We start from the raw sequence: 19,027 nt of genomic DNA, 5'->3' as shown, positions 1-19,027 counted from the left end.
AAAACGCTATGAGTCTGACGTTCGTTAGTGAGCAGCTATTGGCTGCTAACAAACTGAGTCATCGAGATCTGTTTTCAGTATTGGGTACACTGGCTGAACGTCAGCTTGACTACGCCGATCTCTATTTCCAGTCCAGTTACCATGAGTCTTGGGTGATTGAAGACCGTATCATTAAAGACGGTTCTTACAATATCGATCAGGGCGTTGGCGTGCGCGCTATTAGCGGTGAGAAGACCGGCTTCGCCTACGCTGACCAGATTACCCTTAATGCGCTGAATCAAAGCGCACAGGCGGCGCGTAGCATTGTACGTGAACAGGGTAATGGCAAAGTTCATACCTTGGGCAACGTGCCTTATAGCTTGCTGTATCCCGCCATTGATCCGCTGCAAAGCCTGCCGCGTGAAGAGAAAATTGCTCTGCTGCATCGCGTTGATAATATTGCGCGTGCGGAAGATCCCCGTGTGCAGGAAGTGTCTGCCAGCATTACTGGGGTGTATGAGTTAATTCTGGTGGCTGCAACAGATGGCACTTTGGCGGCAGATGTTCGCCCGCTGGTGCGTCTTTCTGTCAGCGTGCTGGTAGAAGAGGATGGTCGCCGTGAACGTGGTTCAAGCGGCGGCGGTGGTCGTTCTGGCTACGAATATTTCCTCGAGCTCGTCGATGGTGATGTGCGTGCCGATGCTTTTGCCAAAGAAGCGGTACGTATGGCGCTAGTAAACCTGTCTGCGGTGGCGGCTCCAGCCGGTTCAATGCCGGTCGTGCTTGGCGCAGGCTGGCCGGGCGTGCTGTTGCATGAAGCGGTTGGTCATGGCTTAGAAGGTGATTTTAATCGTCGTGGTACGTCGGTGTTCAGTGGCCAGATGGGGCAACTGGTAGCCTCCGAACTGTGTACCGTTGTCGATGACGGCACGATTAGTGGACGTCGTGGCTCTCTGGCAATCGACGATGAAGGCGTTCCAGGTCAATACAACGTACTGATTGAAAACGGCATTCTGAAAGGCTTTATGCAGGATAAAATGAATGCTCGCCTGATGGGGCTTGCGCCAACCGGTAACGGTCGTCGTGAATCTTATGCGCATCTGCCAATGCCGCGCATGACCAATACCTATATGTTGGCGGGCAAATCATCGCCGCAGGATATTATTTCCAGCGTTGAATATGGCCTATATGCGCCGAATTTTGCTGGTGGTCAGGTCGATATTACGTCGGGTAAATTTGTCTTCTCTACGTCAGAGGCTTATCTGATTGAGAATGGCAAAATCACCAAGCCGGTGAAAGGCGCAACGCTGATTGGTTCAGGCATTGAAGCCATGCAGCAGATTTCTATGGTCGGTAACGATCTGGCGCTGGATAAAGGCGTTGGCGTATGCGGCAAAGAAGGACAGAGCGTGCCGGTTGGCGTTGGTCAGCCAACGCTGAAGCTGGATTCAATGACGGTGGGGGGAACGGCGTAAGCTACATCTTCCTCGCCATAGACCCCCTCCCAGCCTCCCCCTTGTCAGGGGGAGGAGCAGATCGAGATCTTTAATTGAGCGCCGATCTGTTCCCTCCCCCGCGAGGGGGAGGGTTAGGGTGGGGCAATCGGACCCTCACTCCTCCTGCCGATAATCCTGATAAATCTCCCCAACCTTGGTGAAGTATTCACTGAGGTAGTTAATACAAACCTGCACCTTGAGCGGCAGCTTATCTTTTTGGGTATGTAAGGCGTAAACCGGCCTTGGATCGGATTGGTAACGGCTGAAGAGAATTTCAACTTCACCGCGTTTTATCTCTTCGATGACCCACATCAGTGGCACGTAGGCAATTCCCACGCCTTCACTCAGCCAGCGGATGAGCGTTTGTGAGTCATTGGTGACGAAGCGGCCCTGAGGCGAGAGATGCAGGGTTTGCCCTTCTGGCGCAATCAGCTCAAATTCACTGTCGGGGCGAACGCTGTAGGTTAACCAGCTAAAACTGGTGATGTCTGCGGGTTTTTCTGGCGTTCCGTGCTGCTGAAGGTAGCTTTTTGCTGCGCAGACCACCATTGGCATAGAGCCTAGGCGCTTAGAGAAAAGGCTAGAGTCTTGTAATGCACCCACACGCACCACCAGATCGAGCCCGTCAGCGATAAGGTCTGGTGCAGGTACACCGGTGACTAAATCAATCGATAATCCTGGATATTCACGCAGCATTCTGGTCGTCATTGGCGCCAATACATTTTGTGCCATGGTGGATGAACTACCGATACGTAAGGTGCCCGTTGGCGTATTGTTGAAAGCGTAAATCTGTTCGTGGACTTCTTGCGCCTCAAGCAACATTTTCCGGCAGCCTTGATAATAAATTTTCCCTGCCTCGGTTAAACCAATGCTGCGCGTGCTGCGGTTGAGTAGCTTAATATTCAGCTCATTTTCCAGCTTGGAAATGGTTTGGCTTATGGACGAAACGCTCATCTCAAGCTGGCGTCCTGCGCTAGTAAAGGAGCCGCATTCAACTACTTTGGCAAACACGGCCATGCGCTTAAGTCGTTCCATTGTTCAATCTACCTTAATAGGGAAGTGAGGCTGCATGGGAGAAAACGCCTTACAATCAGCCTTTGAGGTAACGATGATAGCTTAAAAAAACGACTGATTGTTTATTTTAAATAAAAAGTGATTTAGCTCACATATTCTATACATGGTGATTATTATTGCGCTAAGATATTGTCATTGACGATGCGGAAATAATCCTCTGTGTATCGAAACGACGAAATGTCCTTCTGCCATCAGATCCTGTAGCTCACATCCTCTGACAGACATCCTTTTTCTGAGTTAAACGCCATCAACCAGCATTTCAGGGTGAGGGCGGTTAGTGGATCGCGCAAGGCAAAAGTTATCGTTCGTCACGCTATGCAGCCAACGAAGAATGCCGCGTTGAGCTAGGCTAAATATTATTTGAGTGGAGAGAATTATGGGGCTGCTACCGGTAATGGTCGTTTTTGGCCTGTCCTTTCCACCGGTGTTTTTTGAACTGCTGGTGGCTTTGCTGCTGTTTTTACTGTTCCGGCGGGTATTACAGCCGACGGGGATCTACGATTTTGTTTGGCATCCGGCGTTGTTTAATACCGCGTTGTACTGCTGTTTGTTCTACTTGATTACCTGCTTATTTGTCTGAGGTCACTGTGAATCAAATTATGATAAAAATGACCCGCATCGCTATCACCGTGATTATCGTGATAGTAGCGGCAATTGCCGTGTTTAAAGCATGGGCCTTTTATACCGAATCCCCCTGGACGCGTGATGCCAAATTCACCGCCGACGTCGTTGCCATTGCGCCAGACGTCAGTGGCCTGCTATCGGACGTGCCTATTCATGATAACCAGTTGGTGAAGAAAGGGCAGATTCTGTTTGTTATCGATCAGCCACGTTATCAAGAAGCGCTAAATCAGGCTGAAGCCGATGTGCGCTACTACCAAACTCTGGTCAGTGAAAAAGCGAAAGAGGCTGGGCGTCGTGTACGTTTAGGTGTTCAGGCGATGTCTCAAGAAGAGATCGACCAGTCAAGCAATATGCTGGCAACGGTGCGTCAGCAGTTGGCTAAAGCACAGTCAACGCGCGATCTGGCAAAACTGGATCTAGAACGTACCGTGGTGCGTGCACCGGCCGATGGTTGGGTCACCAACCTAAACGTTCATCAGGGCGAGTTCATTAACCGTGGGGCTAAGGCAGTCGCGCTGGTGAAAAAAGGCACCTTCTATATTCTGGCCTACATGGAAGAAACCAAACTCGACGGCATCCAGCGCGGCGATCGCGTGGAGATTACGCCGCTAGGCAGTAACCGTATCCTTTACGGCACCGTAGACAGCGTATCTGCAGGGGTGAATAACAAAAGCTCTACCGCGGATAGCAAAGGCTTGGCGACCGTTGACTCTAACCTTGAATGGGTTCGTTTGGCGCAGCGTGTTCCGGTGAAAATTCTGCTCGACAACAAAGAGCAAGAAACGCCTTATCCGGCTGGGACAACGGCCACCGTGGTAGTGAGCAACCAGCAAGACGTTGAGCGTAAATCATCATCGCCGATTGTGCAGTTGCTACATCGTCTGCGTGAATTTGGTTAAGCCCTCCCAACGATATTTACACTTATTTTCACTGGGGATTTGTACGCACGTTAACGTGCAAGTCCCTATCACTTTTTAGCGCAGACAGAGGCAATGATGAATAATGGTGGCATGTTTTTGCGCTTACGTTTTGCCTGTAAGTTAGCATTTGCTATCGTGCTGGCGCTGTTTCTTGGCTTTCATTTGCAACTGGAAACACCGCGCTGGTCGGTTTTAACCGCGGCTATTGTCGCCGCAGGCCCGGCGTTTGCCGCGGGTGGCGAACCTTTCTCTGGCGCGATCCGTCACCGTGGTTGGCTACGTATTATCGGGACATTTATCGGCTCGATTGGCGGTTTGCTGATCATGATGTTGTTTATCCGTGCGCCGCTGGTGATGATGCTCCTGTGCTGCGCATGGGCGGGCATATGTACATGGATCTCTTCGCTGGTACGCGTGGAGAACTCTTATGCCTTTGGTTTGGCGGGCTATACCGCGCTTATTATCGTGGTGACAACGGCAACGGAACCCTTGTTGAGCCCGCTGTATGCGGTTGAGCGCTGTAGTGAAATCGTATTAGGGATCGTGTGTGCGGTGCTGGCCGACATTATCTTTTCGCCACGTTCTATCAAAAGTGATATCGACCGCGTGGTGAGCTCGCTCATCGTCGATCAATTCCGATTACTGCAAATGTGCGTTCGGCCTGACGAGCGAGACGTGCTGGATAAGTCGTGGAACGATTTAGTGAAAGGCACCAACGCGCTCAATGGGATGCGCAGCAATCTGATGTTGGAATCCACTCGGTGGGTGCGTGTAAACCGCCGTTTGAAAGCGTTGAACACCGTTTCTTTAACGCTGATCACGCAGGCCTGTGAAACCTTCTTTATCAGCTCAAATGCACCGGAGCGTATCCCTAGCGAAATGCAGGTTCTGATCCTCGAGCCGGTAGAAACTATCGGTGATGTTCACAAACGGATGAAACAGCTGCGTCAGTTGCTATCGATGCAGCCCACGGACTCGGTGCCGCTAACCATCAGCAGTTGGATTGGCGCCGCTACGCGCTACTTGCTCTTGGCAAAAGGGGTGCATACCAACAGCAGTATCAGCTCGGTAGAAGAAAATATTCTGGAAGGCGAGTATGTGGTCAAACCCGCCTCCGCAGAGCGCCATCATGCGATGATCAACGGCCTGCGTACGTGGGCAGCTACGTCCATTGGTGCAATGTTCTGGCTATGGACCGGTTGGACATCCGGCAGTGGCTGTATGGTTATGATTGCCGTTGTGACCGCGCTGGCGATGCGCACGCCGAACCCACGCATGGCATCGATTGATTTCCTGTTAGGCACGATTATGGCGCTGCCGATAGGCTCGCTGTTTTACATGCTAATCCTTCCCGCGACCCAGCAAAGCATGTTGTTGCTGTGTATTAGTTTGGGGCTGATGGCGTTTGTTATCGGTTTGGAAGTGCAAAAACGTCGTTTAGGATCGCTGGGGACCTTGGCTTCGACGATTAACATCATGGTGTTAAGCAATCCGATGTCGTTTCCGGTAAGCAGCTTTTTAGACAACGCGATTGGCCAGATCATCGGCTGCTTTGTGGCGATGATCGTGCTGTTCTTGATCCGCGATCGTTCAAAAGCTCGGACAGGACGCGCCTTACTCAATGGTTTTGTGTACAGCGCGGTATCGGCGTTAACCACCAATCAGGCGCGGCGCAATGAAAACCATTTACCGGCGCTGTACCAACAGCTCTTCCAGCTGTTGAATCTGTTCCCGAATGACATTGCTAAATACCGTTTGGCGCTGACGTTGATCATCGCCCACCAGCGTTTACGCAATGCGCCGATTCCGGTCAACCAAGAGCTGTCCGATTTCCATAAACAGATACGTGCGACCGCCAATAAGGTGATTTCAGCAGGTGGCGACAGCAAGCGAAGAGGATACTTTTTCCGCTTGTTAGACGAACTGAATCAGTATCAGGAACGCTTGGTACACTATCAGGCTCCGTACACTGTTACGATCCCGGTCAAACGGCTATCGACCATGTTGGAAAAATACCAGCATGCGCTAATTGATTAAATCCTAACCGTGCGACGAATAGGGCTTAGGAAAAGAAATCGTTTGCGTAGGATCATAAAAATCGTGATTTAGCGCTTGCAGCATCGCTGCGGGTGAGTATAATGCCCGACAATTTGCCGGGAGACTGCATGAAAAACGTTGTGGCTATCAGTGCTGTTTGGGTCGCTTGTCGACTAGACGCCCTGCCTGAACAAGGCGGCTGCCACCGTTTTTTTCTTCCGTTGCTAAAACGATCGTTAATCGCCCCTCAATGAGGGGCTTTTTTTTGCCCAGCGATCGGGTTGATTACATTTTAAACATCCAGTAGTCCCGGCCAGCGGGCGCGAAAAACAGGAGAACAAGAAATGGCTAATCCGTTGTATAACAAAGATATCATCTCCATAAACGATCTGAATCGTGAGGAACTGGAGCTGGTATTACGTACTGCTGCAAGCCTGAAGGCGAATCCGCAGCCAGAATTGTTGAAACACAAAGTGATTGCCAGCCTGTTCTTCGAGGCCTCAACGCGTACCCGTCTCTCCTTTGAAACCTCCATGCATCGCCTCGGTGCTTCGGTCGTGGGTTTCTCCGACAGCAGCAATACGTCGCTGGGTAAGAAAGGCGAAACGCTGGCGGATACCATTTCGGTTATCAGCACCTACGTGGACGCCATTGTGATGCGTCACCCGCAGGAAGGTGCGGCACGACTGGCTACTGAGTTTTGTGGTTCGATTCCGGTCGTTAACGCGGGTGATGGTTCGAACCAACATCCAACCCAAACGCTGCTCGACCTGTTTACTATCCAGGAAACGCAGGGACGTTTGAATAACATCAATATCGCAATGGTCGGTGACCTAAAATATGGCCGCACCGTACACTCATTGACGCAGGCGTTGGCGAAGTTTGAAGGAAATCGCTTCTATTTCATCGCGCCAGAGGCTTTGGCGATGCCCGCATATATCTTGAAGATGCTGGATGAAAAAGGCATTCAATACAGCCTGCATACCAGTATCGAAGAAGTGATGCCGGAGCTGGATATTCTGTACATGACCCGCGTACAGAAAGAGCGCTTGGACCCGTCTGAATACGTCAACGTGAAGTCTCAGTTTGTGCTGCGCGCTGTGTCCTTAGAAGGCGCTCGCGACAACATGAAAGTGCTGCATCCTCTGCCACGTATTGATGAAATCACCAACGACGTTGATAAAACGCCGTATGCCTATTATTTCCAGCAGGCAGGAAACGGCATCTTTGCCCGTCAGGCTTTGTTGGCTCTGGTTTTGAATGCTGAACTGAACTTTTAATCGAGGACGCTAAGATGACACACGATAATAAATTACAGGTAGAAGCGATTAAACGTGGCACGGTGATTGACCATATTCCAGCGCAGGTTGGCTTCAAACTATTAACGTTGTTCAAACTCACCGAGACCGATCAGCGCATTACTATCGGCTTAAACCTGCCTTCGAATGCGCAGGGCCGTAAAGACCTGATTAAAATCGAGAACGTCTTTTTGACCGAAGAGCAGGTCAACCAACTCTCGATTTATGCGCCAAAAGCGACGGTAAACCGCATCGATAACTACGAAGTGGTTCTTAAGCTCACGCCGACGCTGCCAGAGCAGATTGACCACGTATTGGACTGCCCAAACAGCAACTGTATCAGCCGCAGCGAACCGGTGTCTTCCAGCTTTAAAGTTCGCGTGCGCCAAGATGAAGTGTTATTGAAGTGTAAGTACTGTGAAAAAGAGTTTGAACATCATGCCGTAATGCAGGGTATTTAGATTAAAGCTCAATACAAATTTCCAGATTTAACTCGGGTTTGCGAGGCAGCGGGTGGGTTTTAGTAGGCTGCTTCCCTATAATGGTGACGAATTTATTTTTAATGTTCATCATACATCCGAAATCCTATAGGAGCAGATATGTCACGCATCATCAGTACAGAGAACGCACCTGCCGCCATCGGTCCTTATGTTCAGGGCGTTGATCTGGGTAGCATGATCATCACTTCTGGTCAGATCCCTGTGAACCCGAAGAATGGTCAGGTTGCTGAAGACGTTTCCGCACAGGCGCGCCAGTCTCTGGAAAACGTGCAGGCTATCGTTGAAGCTGCTGGTCTGAAAGTATCAGATATTGTGAAAACGACCGTTTTCGTTAAAGATCTGAATGACTTTGCGACCGTTAACGCGACCTACGAAGCGTTCTTCACTGAGCATAATGCGCCGTTCCCAGCGCGTTCATGCGTTGAAGTTGCACGTCTGCCTAAAGACGTGAAAATTGAAATCGAAGCGATCGCAGTACGTCGCTAATATCTCGATTATCAATGCTATACAGGCCAGCAAAAGCTGGCCTGTTTTGTTTTTAGCGCGGTAACAAATTGAGGTTAAGCGTCTTTCACTGATGACGTATTACCGAAGAAGAGCTCGGTAATCAGTTTATCGTCGATGGGCTCACCGCTCAGCGTGCGCACCAGTAATTCACTGCCGAGCAGTTGAAGTGAGAACACCATATCAGGCTGCACACGCTTAATTTTCTGTAGGTGTTTGCTGGCATTAACTACCGAAATGGTTTTGGTATTGGCATTGGCGACCTCTTTCGCCGCCAGCACGATAAATGCATTTTCTGCGTCATCGTCACGCAGCGCCAGAATGAATTTCGCCTTCGCCGCACCGGCTTCGATCAGCACTTGGGCATTAGACGGATCGCCGATAATTAAGTCCGTATCCGGTGGATATTCGTGAGACACATTGGGCGGTACGATAACGGTGAGTGCATCTCCACGCTGTTTAAGCCCGAGATAAACGCTCAATGCGAGCGGAGTGGCACCCGCGATAATAAAGTGGTTTTTACGCATCACGTGAGAAATCCTGCCTTTCACCAATCGTTTTAAATTACCGCCAATCACTGGCCCAATAATGGCACTGATTGACGTCGCAAATACGGTAATCCCCATAACGATAACGGAGACGGTAAATAGCCGAGCGGTTGCCGTATGAGGAACAATATCGCCAAAGCCTACCGTTGACATACTGACGACCGAGAAATAGAACGCCGTTGGCATATCTAAAATAGGCGGAACAAATTCGCCACCTAAATAGAGCGAACCAAAAACGGCATACAGCAGTAAAGACGCAAAGCTGACTAACGCAAATAGACCACCGGCGGCTAAGCTGGCGTGGTCAAAGCGCCGCCAATAGGCGATCAGTAAAATCAGCAATATCACGGCGTACAGAAACAGGTTCAGCATTTCCTGAGGTGAAAGAAAGCTGAGCAGGCCGGTCACGAATAACAACAATAACGAGAATGCCCAGGCTACGCGTGCGCGCAGCAGCAACCCAAAAGCCATCAGTATTAAGCCAAACCCAAGCACAAACTGCGGGATTTCAAGTAGGCCAGTAACAGAAAGCGTCTCTTTCCATGAGCTGAACGAACTGATGGCGTTTGGCACATAGTCAAACGCTCGCAGCATCACCGGACGCATGAAGAGATAGCCATACGCGGCCACCAACACGGCCAGACACCAGTGCGGTTTAAACAAAGATATAAATCTGTGGAATAGTTTTTTCACGGCAAAGGGACTGATTCAAATAAAAAAAGTGTAGCGCGAAACGCCAGTGATGAACAGTTTGAGTCTGGGCGCGTTGCTCGCCAGTTTAACTCTCCCCGGTGAAGGGGAGAGTTAAATGGGGTTTATTGAGCTAATACTTTTTCGTATTAGAAGAACCCTTGAGGTTTTTCGCTATAGCTAACCAGCAGGCATTTCGTTTGCTGGTAATGCTCTAACATCATTTTGTGGGTTTCGCGCCCGATGCCAGACTGTTTATAGCCACCGAATGCGGCATGTGCCGGATAGGCGTGGTAGCAGTTTGTCCACACGCGACCGGCCTGAATACCGCGGCCCATCTGATAAGCGACGGTGCCATTACGCGTCCATACGCCTGCGCCGAGACCGTAATCGGTATCGTTAGCGAGCTCAAGCGCTTCCGCCTGATTTTTGAACGTTGTGACGGCCAGTACTGGGCCAAAAATCTCTTCTTGGAAAACGCGCATGCTGTTTTTGCCAAACAGAATGGTAGGTTCTAAATAATATCCACTGCCTAGCCCGCCCTCTAGAAGTCGTTTGCCACCGCCGGTTAGTACGCGAGCGCCCTCTTTTTTACCAATTTCGATATATTTCAAAATGGTATCCATTTGGCCTGCGGAAACCTGAGCGCCCATCTGGGTATTGCTATCGAGCGGGTTGCCCGAGCGAATGGATTCCACTCGCTTGATTGCGCGTTCCATAAAGCGTTCGTAGATCGATTCCTGCACCAGCGCGCGGCTTGGACAGGTGCAGACTTCGCCTTGGTTAAAGGCGAACATGGCAAACCCTTCCAGCGCTTTATCAAAGAAGGAGTCTTCTTTGTCCATCACGTCGGCGAAGAAAATATTGGGGGATTTTCCGCCCAGTTCAAGCGTAACGGGGATCACGTTTTTCGCCGCATAGCCCATGATTTGCTGACCCACTTCCGTGGAGCCGGTAAACGCCACTTTAGCAATGCGCGGTGAGGTTGCTAGATATTCGCCAATTTCGCCACCTGCACCGTTTACCACGTTGAGCACGCCTTCTGGCAACAAATCGCCGATCAGCTCCATCATGATCAGCACGGACATCGGCGTTAGCTTAGCGGGTTTTAATACGATGCAGTTGCCCGCTGCCAGCGCAGGTGCCATTTTCCAACAGGCCATCAACAGAGGGAAGTTCCACGGGATGATCTGTCCTACGACGCCAAGCGGCTCATGAAAATGATAGGCCACGGTTTCGCTATCAATTTCGCTGATACCTCCTTCTTGAGCGCGAATACAGGAGGCAAAGTAACGGAAGTGATCGATGGCAAGAGGAACGTCGGCGTTTAGAGTTTCACGGATCGGTTTGCCGTTATCCCACGTTTCAGCGTGAGCCAGCAATTCTAGATTTTGCTCCATGCGGTCAGCAATCTTAAACAGCACGCTAGCGCGTTGCTGTACTGAGGTTTTTCCCCAGGCATCTTTGGCGGCGTGGGCGGCATCGAGCGCTAAATCCACGTCTTTCTTACTGGAGCTGGCCACTTCGCAAAGTGCTTGTCCGGTGACAGGGGTCAGGTTAGAGAAATATTCTCCTTCAACGGGTGGCACCCATTTTCCGCCGATAAAGTTGTCATAACGTGATTTGAGTTTGAGGGGGGAGTTGCCACTACCGGGAGTGAGAATATCAAGAGCGTGATTCGTCATTACTGTCTCCTTGAGTCCATAGTGTCAGGTACAGTGAAACGTATATATATTGCTCTATAAGCGTAGCGTGGCTGAATATATGAGGGACAAGGAGGGCGTATTTATTCGGAAGGGATCACAGTTTGGTGCGCAAATGCGCACCAAAAAGCCATGATAGATGGTTAATCGTCTTTGAACAGCGCGCTATCTCGCAATAGATGATCGTTTCCACGACGGCGAGTGAAGCCGCTGCGATCAAAAAACTCCAGAATTTGGATCGCCAATTTACGGCCTACGCCCAGACGATCACGAAAATCTGCGGCGGAAGTGCTGCCCTGCGTGGCATCCATGGCGCGGATCAAATCGGCAAACTGATGCATACGCTCGGTGCGATAGTAACGATCTTTGACCACGGCGGTGATGTAGCCAAGCAATGCCGCCTGACGCAGTAATTGGCGCATTTCATTTTCTTCGGCGTTCACTTCCTTGGCGAGATCGCGCACCCACCATGGTGCATCCTGAATCAGCGGTTGTGTACGCTCCCACAACACCTGCTGGGCGTCGCTCAGGGTTAAACCATGCTGTGGCAGATGTAGCCAGCCGCGGCTGTTGACGATTTGCTGATTAGCCAGCAGATGATTAATGAGGGCAAACACCAGCGATTCGGGTTCGACGGGCAGTGCCATACGGCGCAGGCGCGCGCGACCAACGCCCATCTGATCGTTATGCTGCTCGTGGAACAGCGCCAACGTGTCTAACAAACGCTGTTGGAAGCGTTCCGCTATCTCGCGTGATAACGCGTAGTCACCGACCACCAGCAGATTATCGGCATGGAAAAGCTCGCTACAGCGTTCTGCCGTGAGCTGGCGCTCCCAGGCGAACTGAGGAATAGAAAGCGTGCCTTTAGGCAGGCGTAAGGCTAATACCTCGGCATCACTTTGCGCATGGGCGAGCTGTTTGAGCCAATCTAAAAATGCAGGCAGACGCTTACCACGGCGCGGAGAGGTGGTTTGCAATACTCGGGCTGCACCCAGCGTGAAGCGTGCTGAAATATCACGCATGATCAGGGTGTCATTTTCGACCAGCCATAGCGGGCTATCGAGCACCAGCTCAGCCAACTGAACGCCTTCCATCGGAGCCTGCTCATCCAATAATGAGATACGCCCCGTAATGTGGCTCGCGGCATGATGCAGATGTAGCGGTTGCCAGTGCTGGATGGGTGCAATGAGATCAAGCGCAACTAAAATACGCGTACTCGCTGTTTCCGAAGGGCGCTGTGCCAGCAGCCAATCACCGCGGCTGATCTGCTCTTTGCTGACGTCGCCGCTGAGGTTTAGCGCAATACGCTGACCCGCATGGGCATGTTCAGAAGGCTGGTTCTGGGCATGAATGCCGCGTACGCGCACGGGTCTATCACAACCGGTTAGCCACAGATTTTCACCCACTTCCACGCGGCCTGCGAGCGCCGTGCCGGTAACCACTAAACCCGCACCTTTCACGCTAAAAGCACGGTCGATGGCTAAACGGAAGCGTTGATCGAGATGGGCTGGTGTTTCGGTTAAGGCAATAAGATGCGCACGCAGCTCATCGATTCCCTCACCCTGAGAGGCTGCCGTGGTAAAAATCGGCGCGTCAGACCACCCCATTTCATGCAGTACGTCGGTGACTTGCTGGTGGACTTCATCCACACGGGCGCTATCGGCGCGGTCGGCTTTGGTTAACGCCACGGTTAATGCCGGTTTGCCCGCTAACCGCAGCAGCGTTAGGTGTTCGCGTGTTTGCGCCATAACGCCATCGTCGCAGGCCACGACTAACAGGGCGTGGGGAATACCGCCAATACCGGCCAACATATTGGCCAGAAATTTTTCATGGCCGGGAACGTCGATAAAACCCAGCACGTTGCCATCGTCTAATGGCAAATAGGCGTAGCCGAGGTCGATGGTCATACCGCGGCGTTTTTCTTCCGGTAAACGGTCAGCATCCACGCCCGTCAGCGCCTGTAACAGCGTGGTCTTACCGTGGTCAACGTGCCCAGCGGTAGCAATAATCATGGACGTAACTCCTGTAATAACGCGTATAAAAGTCCGTCTTCATCTTCTAAACAGCGCAGATCGAGCCACAGTTTTCCTTCACTGATGCGACCAATCACTGGGCGGGATAGCGCTCGGCATTGCTGAGACAGCGCTTCGAGTTCGCCGCCTTTTCCGCTGTGCGGCATCAGGGTGATGGCAATACTTGGCAGGCGATCAACCGGCAACGATCCGCTGCCGATTTGCGACTGGCAAGGTGCGATGCTCACGTTAAACTGCTTGGCGAAGCGGTGCTGTAATGGCGGCAATAGACGCTCGGCGCAGGCGCGGATCTCAGCTTCGGTGCGGGTCATATGTCGCAGCGTCGGCAAAGCCTGAGCGAGTTTCTCTGGCTGTTGATAGAGCTGGAGCGTGGCATCAAGCGCTGCCAGCGTCATTTTACCGCAGCGAAGCGCGCGCTTGAGCGGATGGTTTTGCAGCTGTTCAATCAGCTCACGTTTGCCCACGATAATACCGGCCTGCGGCCCGCCTAATAATTTATCGCCGGAAAAGCTGACTAAATCTACGCCGTCGGCAATCAGCTTTTGCGGCATTGGCTCGGCGGGAAGACCGTAGGTGGTCATATCAATCAGCGAACCACTGCCCAAATCAGTAATAACGGGGATCCCCGTTTCACGACCTAACGCCACCAGCTCGGCTTCATCTACGGCGGAGGTAAATCCTTGAATCGCATAATTGCTGGTGTGTACCTTCATCAGCAACGCGGTGTTTTCGTTGATGGCCTGACGATAGTCTTTGAGGTGAGTTCGGTTGGTGGTGCCCACTTCTGTGAGTTCGCATCCGGCCTGCAGCATGACGTCAGGGATACGGAACGCACCGCCAATCTCAACCAGTTCGCCGCGTGAAACGATAACCTGTTTATGGCTCGCCAGCGCGGCCAGCATTAGCAGCACTGCAGCCGCATTGTTGTTAACGATACAGGCATCTTCCGCGCCGGTTAATTCACACAGGCGGTCGGCGATCGCGCGATCGCGATGGCCACGGCCTGCGCCGTCGAGATCGTATTCCAGCGTGACGGAGTGGCGCATTGCCATGACGCTGGCGTCGATAGCCTGCTCTGCTAACAGGGCGCGGCCAAGATTGGTATGTAATACGGTTCCCGTCAGATTAAAAACCTGCTGGAGTGCGTCTTTTTGGCTGAGCGAAAGCTGATGTTCAACTGCAAGAGCCCAGTTTTCACACCATGCAGGAAGCTGTTGCTGAACGCGAATGCTGTCTCGCGCCTGCTGTTGCAGCCTGCGTAAGGTTTGGGTGACGAGCTGTGCGCCATAATTTTCCAACAAGGGTTGGAAAGTTTCGTCGCGTAACAGCGTATCGACGGAGGGGAGCTGGCTATAAAGAGTCTGGCTGTCTACGGACATGGTGATCTCACGCCTTTATCATCGTAATAGTGAATATGATAAAGGCTGAGAGCCTAAGAATACAGCGAGTATCAGGTTACCGGTGGTTCTGTGCGGGTAAAGCTCTCCCGTTGGAACAAACGCTCCGCCAGTTTAACCAGCTCAGGGCGCTCTAAACTCCAGTTCGGCGCGACCCGACGAAAATTGAGATAGCCAAGACAGCATCCGGTAGCGATATCTGCCAGCGTCATCTGTGCTCCGTTGAGCCACTTACCTTCTTTCGCGTGTTGTTCTAAAGCGTCTAAGCCACGATCGATTTTGCCACGCTGGCGCACAATCCAGTCGCTATTCTGCTTGTCGGCTGGGCGCATCATTTCCTGAACCAGTAGCACCGCGGCGTCACAGATGCCGTCAGAAAGCGCTTCTAGCTGACGTACACGCAGCGCCTGTTGGCGATCTTCCGGTACGAATTTTGGCGCGGCGTCTAACAGATCGATGTATTCGGCAACGATGGGGGAGTCATAAAAGATCTCACCGTCGGCGGTGACGAGCGCGGGAATTTTCCCTAGCGGGTTATATTGCGGAACATGGCTGGTGCTTTCCCACGGAATGTCGTTAACAAATTCAAATGTCAGCCCTTTTTCCAACAACATAACAAAAATTTTGCGCACGTAGGGGCTGGTATAGCTGCCAATGAGTTTCATAGTCCCTGTCCTTATCCACTAACAAAACGATGAGTTTAAAAAAGGATACTGGGATGAGTATGGCAGAAACGTTAGGGTAAGGAAGTGAGAACCGACCACGGAATAGTGGTCGGTGGCGCAAATAGTTTACTTCTTCTTGTAAATTTCGGCGGTGCCGCGGGCAATATCGCCCATGCCCTCTGTTCCGACTGAAGTGATGCGGTAAGCGTCAGCGTCTTTCTCTTCGGCTTTTTTCTCCAGCTTTTTCACGATGTCATCCATGGTGCCGTCGCGCACTTCGGCGCTGACGTCGCCAATTTTGGTGTATTTTTCCATATCGGAATGTTTGATTTCATCAGCCGCGTTAGAAAATGCAGAGAAAGAGAGCAGAGAGGCACCGGCAATAGCAAGTAAGTATTTATTCATATCTGTATCCTCGGTTTTATTTGTGAGTGACCGGCCTTAACGACAAAGCCAGCAGTTCATCCTTCAAACGATGGATCTACGACGTAGTACAGCATGGAATATAAGGACGTAGGCGGAAGGCAACCGCTTTAATCCTGAGTTCAGTGTTTGAAACCGTCGAAATTCGATGATTAAAAAAATTAATCAGACGGTTTTTTAATCGCCTTTCAAGCTTAGTGTAGATTTTCAGGATTGATAGGGAGGAAGGGAAAACGATGTTTATGCGGGGGCGAAAGCCCCCTGTGAAAGGGTAAATATTATTTATGTTGTCCCTGTTTCTCAAGGAACTGAACGCCCTTGTCTGGGAAGTCAGTGAATACGCCGTCAACGCCTGCTTTGTTGTAGATCAGATCGTAAAGCTGGTCACCGTTGCTGACGTAATTTGGCAAGGCGTCAACGCGAATGGTATAGGGATGCACTACCATTTTCGCGGCGTGAGCATCGGTTACCATCTCGGTTAGTTTTGGATTAGCTTGGGTAGCATCTTTGCCCACCAGCATGTGGTAATCCGGCCCAATGCCGTCGGCATATTGCGCAATCTGCTTCATCGCACCCGGTTTAAACATCCAGTCGTAGTCGTAGTTCACCCACGTGCCGTCTGGTTTTTTCTCATAGGTTTCATTCCAGTCGGTATAAGCAATTAGCTGAACCAGTTTGAGATCCATGCCCATCTTAGGCTCTAGCTCGGTTTTGATGCGCTTAAGCTCGTTTGGATCGAAACATTGCAGATAAACATTGTCGTTCTTGCCGGTGTAGTCGTATTGCTTCAGCACCTGTAGCACTTTGGTGGAGATGTCTTTGCCTTCTTGCTGGTGGAACCACGGCGCTTTTATCTCTGGGTAAATCCCGATGTTTTTGCCCGTTGAGTGGTTAAGCCCTTGGACAAACTCGATCTCTTCTTCAAAGGTGTGAATGCGGAAATCAGATTTTCCCATTGGGAAACGGCCCGGATAGCTTTGCACGCGCTTGCCGTCTTTAATGTCAAAACCTTCGGTGAATTTCAGCGATTTGATTTCGTCGAGGGTGAAATCAATCGCGTAGTAGCGCCCATCTTTACGTGCGCGATCGGGGAAACGGTCGGCAACATCGGTCACACGATCCAGATAATGGTCATGCAGGACAACTAATTTGTCGTCCTTAGTCATCACCAAATCCTGCTCGAGAAAATCTGCGCCTTGAGCATAAGCCATGGCCTTAGAAGGCAGGGAATGTTCCGGCAGATAGCCGCTCGCGCCGCGGTGCGCAATAACCACTTTATCGGCGGCCTGTGCGCTCATCGCCAGCGTGCCGCTTAATAGCAATCCTGCCATGATGGTATTGAGTCGTAGGGTCATAGAGGTTTTCCTTATTTTTAGAGGTCTATACCCGCCATACTTCAAGCTGCTCATGCGTTGGCTGCGTTCAATCACCCGAATCACTTACCAGAGTAAGTTCATCGGGATTCTTTCTCTTGCGGCTTTCAAGCAACTCGAATTATTTTGGGTCTATTTGGGTAAAAAAAAGGCCGTGACGCAGGAAGCAACGACACGGCCTAGTGAAACTTTTTAAAGATTAGTTCCCGCGGTTTGCCGCGATTTCTTCGTGATGTTTTTTCTCGTTGATCATCACGACTAACAGCAGGATAACGGCGAGAATGCTACCGCCAATCATCACCATAAAGCCGCCGTCCCAGCCGAAGAAGTCAACGGTGTAACCCACGATGGCGCTGGCTGCAACCGAGCCACCTAAGTAACCGAACAGACCGGTAAAGCCCGCTGCGGTACCCGCTGCTTTTTTCGGTGCCAGCTCTAAGGCGTGCAGGCCGATGAGCATAACAGGGCCGTAAATCAGGAAGCCGATGATAATCATACAAGCCATATCGACGCCAGGGTTGCCGGCTGGGTTCATCCAGTAAACGATGGTGGCGATGGTGACCAGCACCATGAAGAACACGCCGGTGGCGCCACGGTTGCCGCGGAACACTTTATCCGACATCCAGCCGCACAGCAGGGTGCCTGGAATACCCGCATATTCATACAGGAAGTAAGCCCAAGAGGATTTATCCAGCGCGAAGTGTTTCACTTCTTTCAGATAGGTTGGTGACCAATCCAGAATGCCGTAGCGCAGCAGATAAACAAACACGTTCGCGATAGCGATGTACCACAGCAGTTTGTTAGGCAGCACGTACTGCATGAAGATTTGCTTAGCGGTCAGCTCTTCTTCGGCTTTCTCAGAATAATCATCCGGATAGTCGTTTTTATACTCTTCAATCGGTGGCAAACCACAAGACTGCGGAGTATCGCGCATCAGGCCGAAAGCGATCAGAGCAACAACAATGGCTGCGATGGCTGGCATATACAGCGCCGCGTGCCAGTCGTTAAACCACGCCATCCCCAACAGGAACAGAAGTGGAGGCAAGCCGCCGCCGACGTTATGCGCACAGTTCCACACGGAAACGATGCTGCCACGCTCTTTCTGTGACCACCAGTGAACCATGGTACGTCCACATGGAGGCCATCCCATCCCTTGGAACCAACCACACAGGAACAGCAGAACGAACATGACCGCAATGCTGGAGGTTGCCCATGGCACAAAGCCCATAAAGAGCATCACGGCAGCGGCCAAAATCAGACCGGCAGGCAAGAATACGCGCGGGTTCGAGCGGTCAGAGACGGAACCCATAATGAATTTCGAGAAACCGTACGCGATTGAAATCCCGGAAAGGGCAAAGCCCAGATCGCCACGAGAGAAACCTTGTTCGATAAGGTACGGCATTGCTAGCGTAAAGTTTTTACGCACCAGATAGTAGGCAGCGTAGCCGAAGAAGATCCCCATGAAGATCTGCCAACGTAAACGACGATAGGTCGGATCGACCTGAGCGTCAGGCAAGCGCTTCGCGTGCGCTGCGGGTTTAAAAATACTTAACATGTAGATATGCCTCCGATGGCTTTCTCTTCTTTATATGTATCCTGAACCGATTCCCCAGTGAGCCCGGTTAAGGTTTGCTGTGTGCCAACAAAAAATAGAACAGCAATGGTGTTGTCTTACGCTATTTTCCGTTCAGTGGTGGTCATTCCATTTTCTTTTTCGAGCGTAGAGTATTCAAACGCGCATTTCGTTACTGTGAGAGATCGCG

At 51.2% G+C, this 19,027-nt stretch carries 16 protein-coding genes; 7 read left to right on the top strand and 9 right to left on the bottom strand.

What is annotated here, in order from left to right:
• The first annotated feature begins 8 nt into the window (after nt 1–8).
• Nucleotides 9–1,454 (top strand): metalloprotease TldD, encoded by a 1,446-nt coding sequence (gene tldD, locus U0008_RS19140; protein ID WP_043488990.1) that lies wholly within the window; start codon nt 9–11, stop codon nt 1,452–1,454.
• 135 nt (nt 1,455–1,589) lie between these two features.
• Here the strand turns inward: tldD and aaeR are convergent, their stop codons facing one another.
• Entirely contained in the window at nt 1,590–2,510 is a 921-nt protein-coding gene (gene aaeR, locus U0008_RS19135; protein ID WP_043489004.1) for an HTH-type transcriptional activator AaeR, read from the bottom strand.
• A 415-nt stretch (nt 2,511–2,925) separates the two neighbouring features.
• Between aaeR and aaeX the strand changes: the two genes are divergently transcribed.
• From aaeX to ridA, 6 genes are all read left to right on the top strand, one after another.
• Nucleotides 2,926–3,129 carry a p-hydroxybenzoic acid efflux pump operon protein AaeX gene (gene aaeX / locus U0008_RS19130; protein ID WP_004097177.1) on the top strand — a complete coding sequence of 68 codons (204 nt, stop codon included), beginning with the start codon at nt 2,926–2,928 and terminating at the stop codon, nt 3,127–3,129.
• A gap of 19 nt (nt 3,130–3,148) precedes the next feature.
• Complete coding sequence (aaeA, locus tag U0008_RS19125; protein ID WP_038503050.1) at nt 3,149–4,072, top strand: p-hydroxybenzoic acid efflux pump subunit AaeA; 924 nt, start codon at nt 3,149–3,151, stop codon at nt 4,070–4,072.
• A gap of 96 nt (nt 4,073–4,168) precedes the next feature.
• Nucleotides 4,169–6,130, top strand: coding sequence for a p-hydroxybenzoic acid efflux pump subunit AaeB (aaeB, locus tag U0008_RS19120; RefSeq protein ID WP_025798425.1), 1,962 nt, complete (start codon nt 4,169–4,171; stop codon nt 6,128–6,130).
• Between the two features lie 344 nt (nt 6,131–6,474).
• Complete coding sequence (gene pyrB / locus U0008_RS19115; protein ID WP_040046145.1) at nt 6,475–7,410, top strand: aspartate carbamoyltransferase; 936 nt, start codon at nt 6,475–6,477, stop codon at nt 7,408–7,410.
• 14 nt (nt 7,411–7,424) lie between these two features.
• Nucleotides 7,425–7,889 (top strand): aspartate carbamoyltransferase regulatory subunit, encoded by a 465-nt coding sequence (gene pyrI / locus U0008_RS19110; protein ID WP_043489007.1) that lies wholly within the window; start codon nt 7,425–7,427, stop codon nt 7,887–7,889.
• Nucleotides 7,890–8,027: 138 nt separating this feature from the next.
• Nucleotides 8,028–8,414 carry a 2-iminobutanoate/2-iminopropanoate deaminase gene (ridA, locus tag U0008_RS19105; protein WP_025798421.1) on the top strand — a complete coding sequence of 129 codons (387 nt, stop codon included), beginning with the start codon at nt 8,028–8,030 and terminating at the stop codon, nt 8,412–8,414.
• 74 nt (nt 8,415–8,488) lie between these two features.
• Here ridA and kch read toward each other — a convergent pair whose 3' ends face one another.
• The 8 genes from kch to glpT form a co-directional block, all read right to left on the bottom strand.
• The gene (gene kch, locus U0008_RS19100) at nt 8,489–9,673 is read right to left on the bottom strand and encodes a voltage-gated potassium channel protein (protein ID WP_025798419.1); all 1,185 of its coding nucleotides are present in this window, start codon (nt 9,671–9,673) and stop codon (nt 8,489–8,491) included.
• A gap of 146 nt (nt 9,674–9,819) precedes the next feature.
• A complete protein-coding gene (gene exaC / locus U0008_RS19095; RefSeq protein ID WP_043489010.1) occupies nt 9,820–11,355 on the bottom strand; it encodes an acetaldehyde dehydrogenase ExaC in 1,536 nt (511 codons plus the stop codon).
• A gap of 161 nt (nt 11,356–11,516) precedes the next feature.
• Complete coding sequence (gene selB / locus U0008_RS19090; RefSeq protein ID WP_043489012.1) at nt 11,517–13,385, bottom strand: selenocysteine-specific translation elongation factor; 1,869 nt, start codon at nt 13,383–13,385, stop codon at nt 11,517–11,519.
• Complete coding sequence (selA, locus tag U0008_RS19085) at nt 13,382–14,785, bottom strand: L-seryl-tRNA(Sec) selenium transferase (protein WP_043489014.1); 1,404 nt, start codon at nt 14,783–14,785, stop codon at nt 13,382–13,384. The genes selB and selA overlap by 4 nt, the downstream gene beginning before the upstream one ends.
• A gap of 71 nt (nt 14,786–14,856) precedes the next feature.
• Nucleotides 14,857–15,468, bottom strand: coding sequence for a glutathione S-transferase (locus tag U0008_RS19080; RefSeq protein WP_043489015.1), 612 nt, complete (start codon nt 15,466–15,468; stop codon nt 14,857–14,859).
• A gap of 126 nt (nt 15,469–15,594) precedes the next feature.
• Nucleotides 15,595–15,873, bottom strand: a complete 279-nt coding sequence (locus U0008_RS19075) for a YdgH/BhsA/McbA family protein (protein ID WP_025798408.1) — start codon at nt 15,871–15,873, stop codon at nt 15,595–15,597.
• A gap of 296 nt (nt 15,874–16,169) precedes the next feature.
• On the bottom strand, nt 16,170–17,222 hold the full coding sequence (glpQ, locus tag U0008_RS19070) for a glycerophosphodiester phosphodiesterase (protein WP_395038448.1): 1,053 nt from the start codon (nt 17,220–17,222) through the stop codon (nt 16,170–16,172).
• Nucleotides 17,223–17,463: 241 nt separating this feature from the next.
• On the bottom strand, nt 17,464–18,819 hold the full coding sequence (glpT, locus tag U0008_RS19065) for a glycerol-3-phosphate transporter (RefSeq protein ID WP_025798404.1): 1,356 nt from the start codon (nt 18,817–18,819) through the stop codon (nt 17,464–17,466).
• Nucleotides 18,820–19,027 lie beyond the last annotated feature (208 nt).

Origin of the sequence: Hafnia alvei (genome assembly GCF_034424155.1) — a bacterium.
Lineage (GTDB): Bacteria > Pseudomonadota > Gammaproteobacteria > Enterobacterales > Enterobacteriaceae > Hafnia > Hafnia alvei.
This window is presented reverse-complemented; position numbering and strand designations above follow the sequence as displayed.

Excerpts from the sequence above, each read along its gene's own strand:
- pyrI (WP_043489007.1), top strand. The coding sequence starts at position 7,425 with ATGACACACGATAATAAATTACAGGTAGAAGCGATTAAACGTGGCACG.
- aaeB (WP_025798425.1), top strand. The coding sequence starts at position 4,169 with ATGAATAATGGTGGCATGTTTTTGCGCTTACGTTTTGCCTGTAAGTTA.
- exaC (WP_043489010.1), bottom strand. The coding sequence starts at position 11,355 with ATGACGAATCACGCTCTTGATATTCTCACTCCCGGTAGTGGCAACTCC.
- aaeA (WP_038503050.1), top strand. The coding sequence starts at position 3,149 with ATGATAAAAATGACCCGCATCGCTATCACCGTGATTATCGTGATAGTA.
- aaeX (WP_004097177.1), top strand. The coding sequence starts at position 2,926 with ATGGGGCTGCTACCGGTAATGGTCGTTTTTGGCCTGTCCTTTCCACCG.
- glpQ (WP_395038448.1), bottom strand. The coding sequence starts at position 17,222 with ATGGCAGGATTGCTATTAAGCGGCACGCTGGCGATGAGCGCACAGGCC.
- selA (WP_043489014.1), bottom strand. The coding sequence starts at position 14,785 with ATGTCCGTAGACAGCCAGACTCTTTATAGCCAGCTCCCCTCCGTCGAT.
- pyrB (WP_040046145.1), top strand. The coding sequence starts at position 6,475 with ATGGCTAATCCGTTGTATAACAAAGATATCATCTCCATAAACGATCTG.
- aaeR (WP_043489004.1), bottom strand. The coding sequence starts at position 2,510 with ATGGAACGACTTAAGCGCATGGCCGTGTTTGCCAAAGTAGTTGAATGC.
- ridA (WP_025798421.1), top strand. The coding sequence starts at position 8,028 with ATGTCACGCATCATCAGTACAGAGAACGCACCTGCCGCCATCGGTCCT.
- U0008_RS19080 (WP_043489015.1), bottom strand. The coding sequence starts at position 15,468 with ATGAAACTCATTGGCAGCTATACCAGCCCCTACGTGCGCAAAATTTTT.
- glpT (WP_025798404.1), bottom strand. The coding sequence starts at position 18,819 with ATGTTAAGTATTTTTAAACCCGCAGCGCACGCGAAGCGCTTGCCTGAC.
- selB (WP_043489012.1), bottom strand. The coding sequence starts at position 13,385 with ATGATTATTGCTACCGCTGGGCACGTTGACCACGGTAAGACCACGCTG.
- tldD (WP_043488990.1), top strand. The coding sequence starts at position 9 with ATGAGTCTGACGTTCGTTAGTGAGCAGCTATTGGCTGCTAACAAACTG.
- U0008_RS19075 (WP_025798408.1), bottom strand. The coding sequence starts at position 15,873 with ATGAATAAATACTTACTTGCTATTGCCGGTGCCTCTCTGCTCTCTTTC.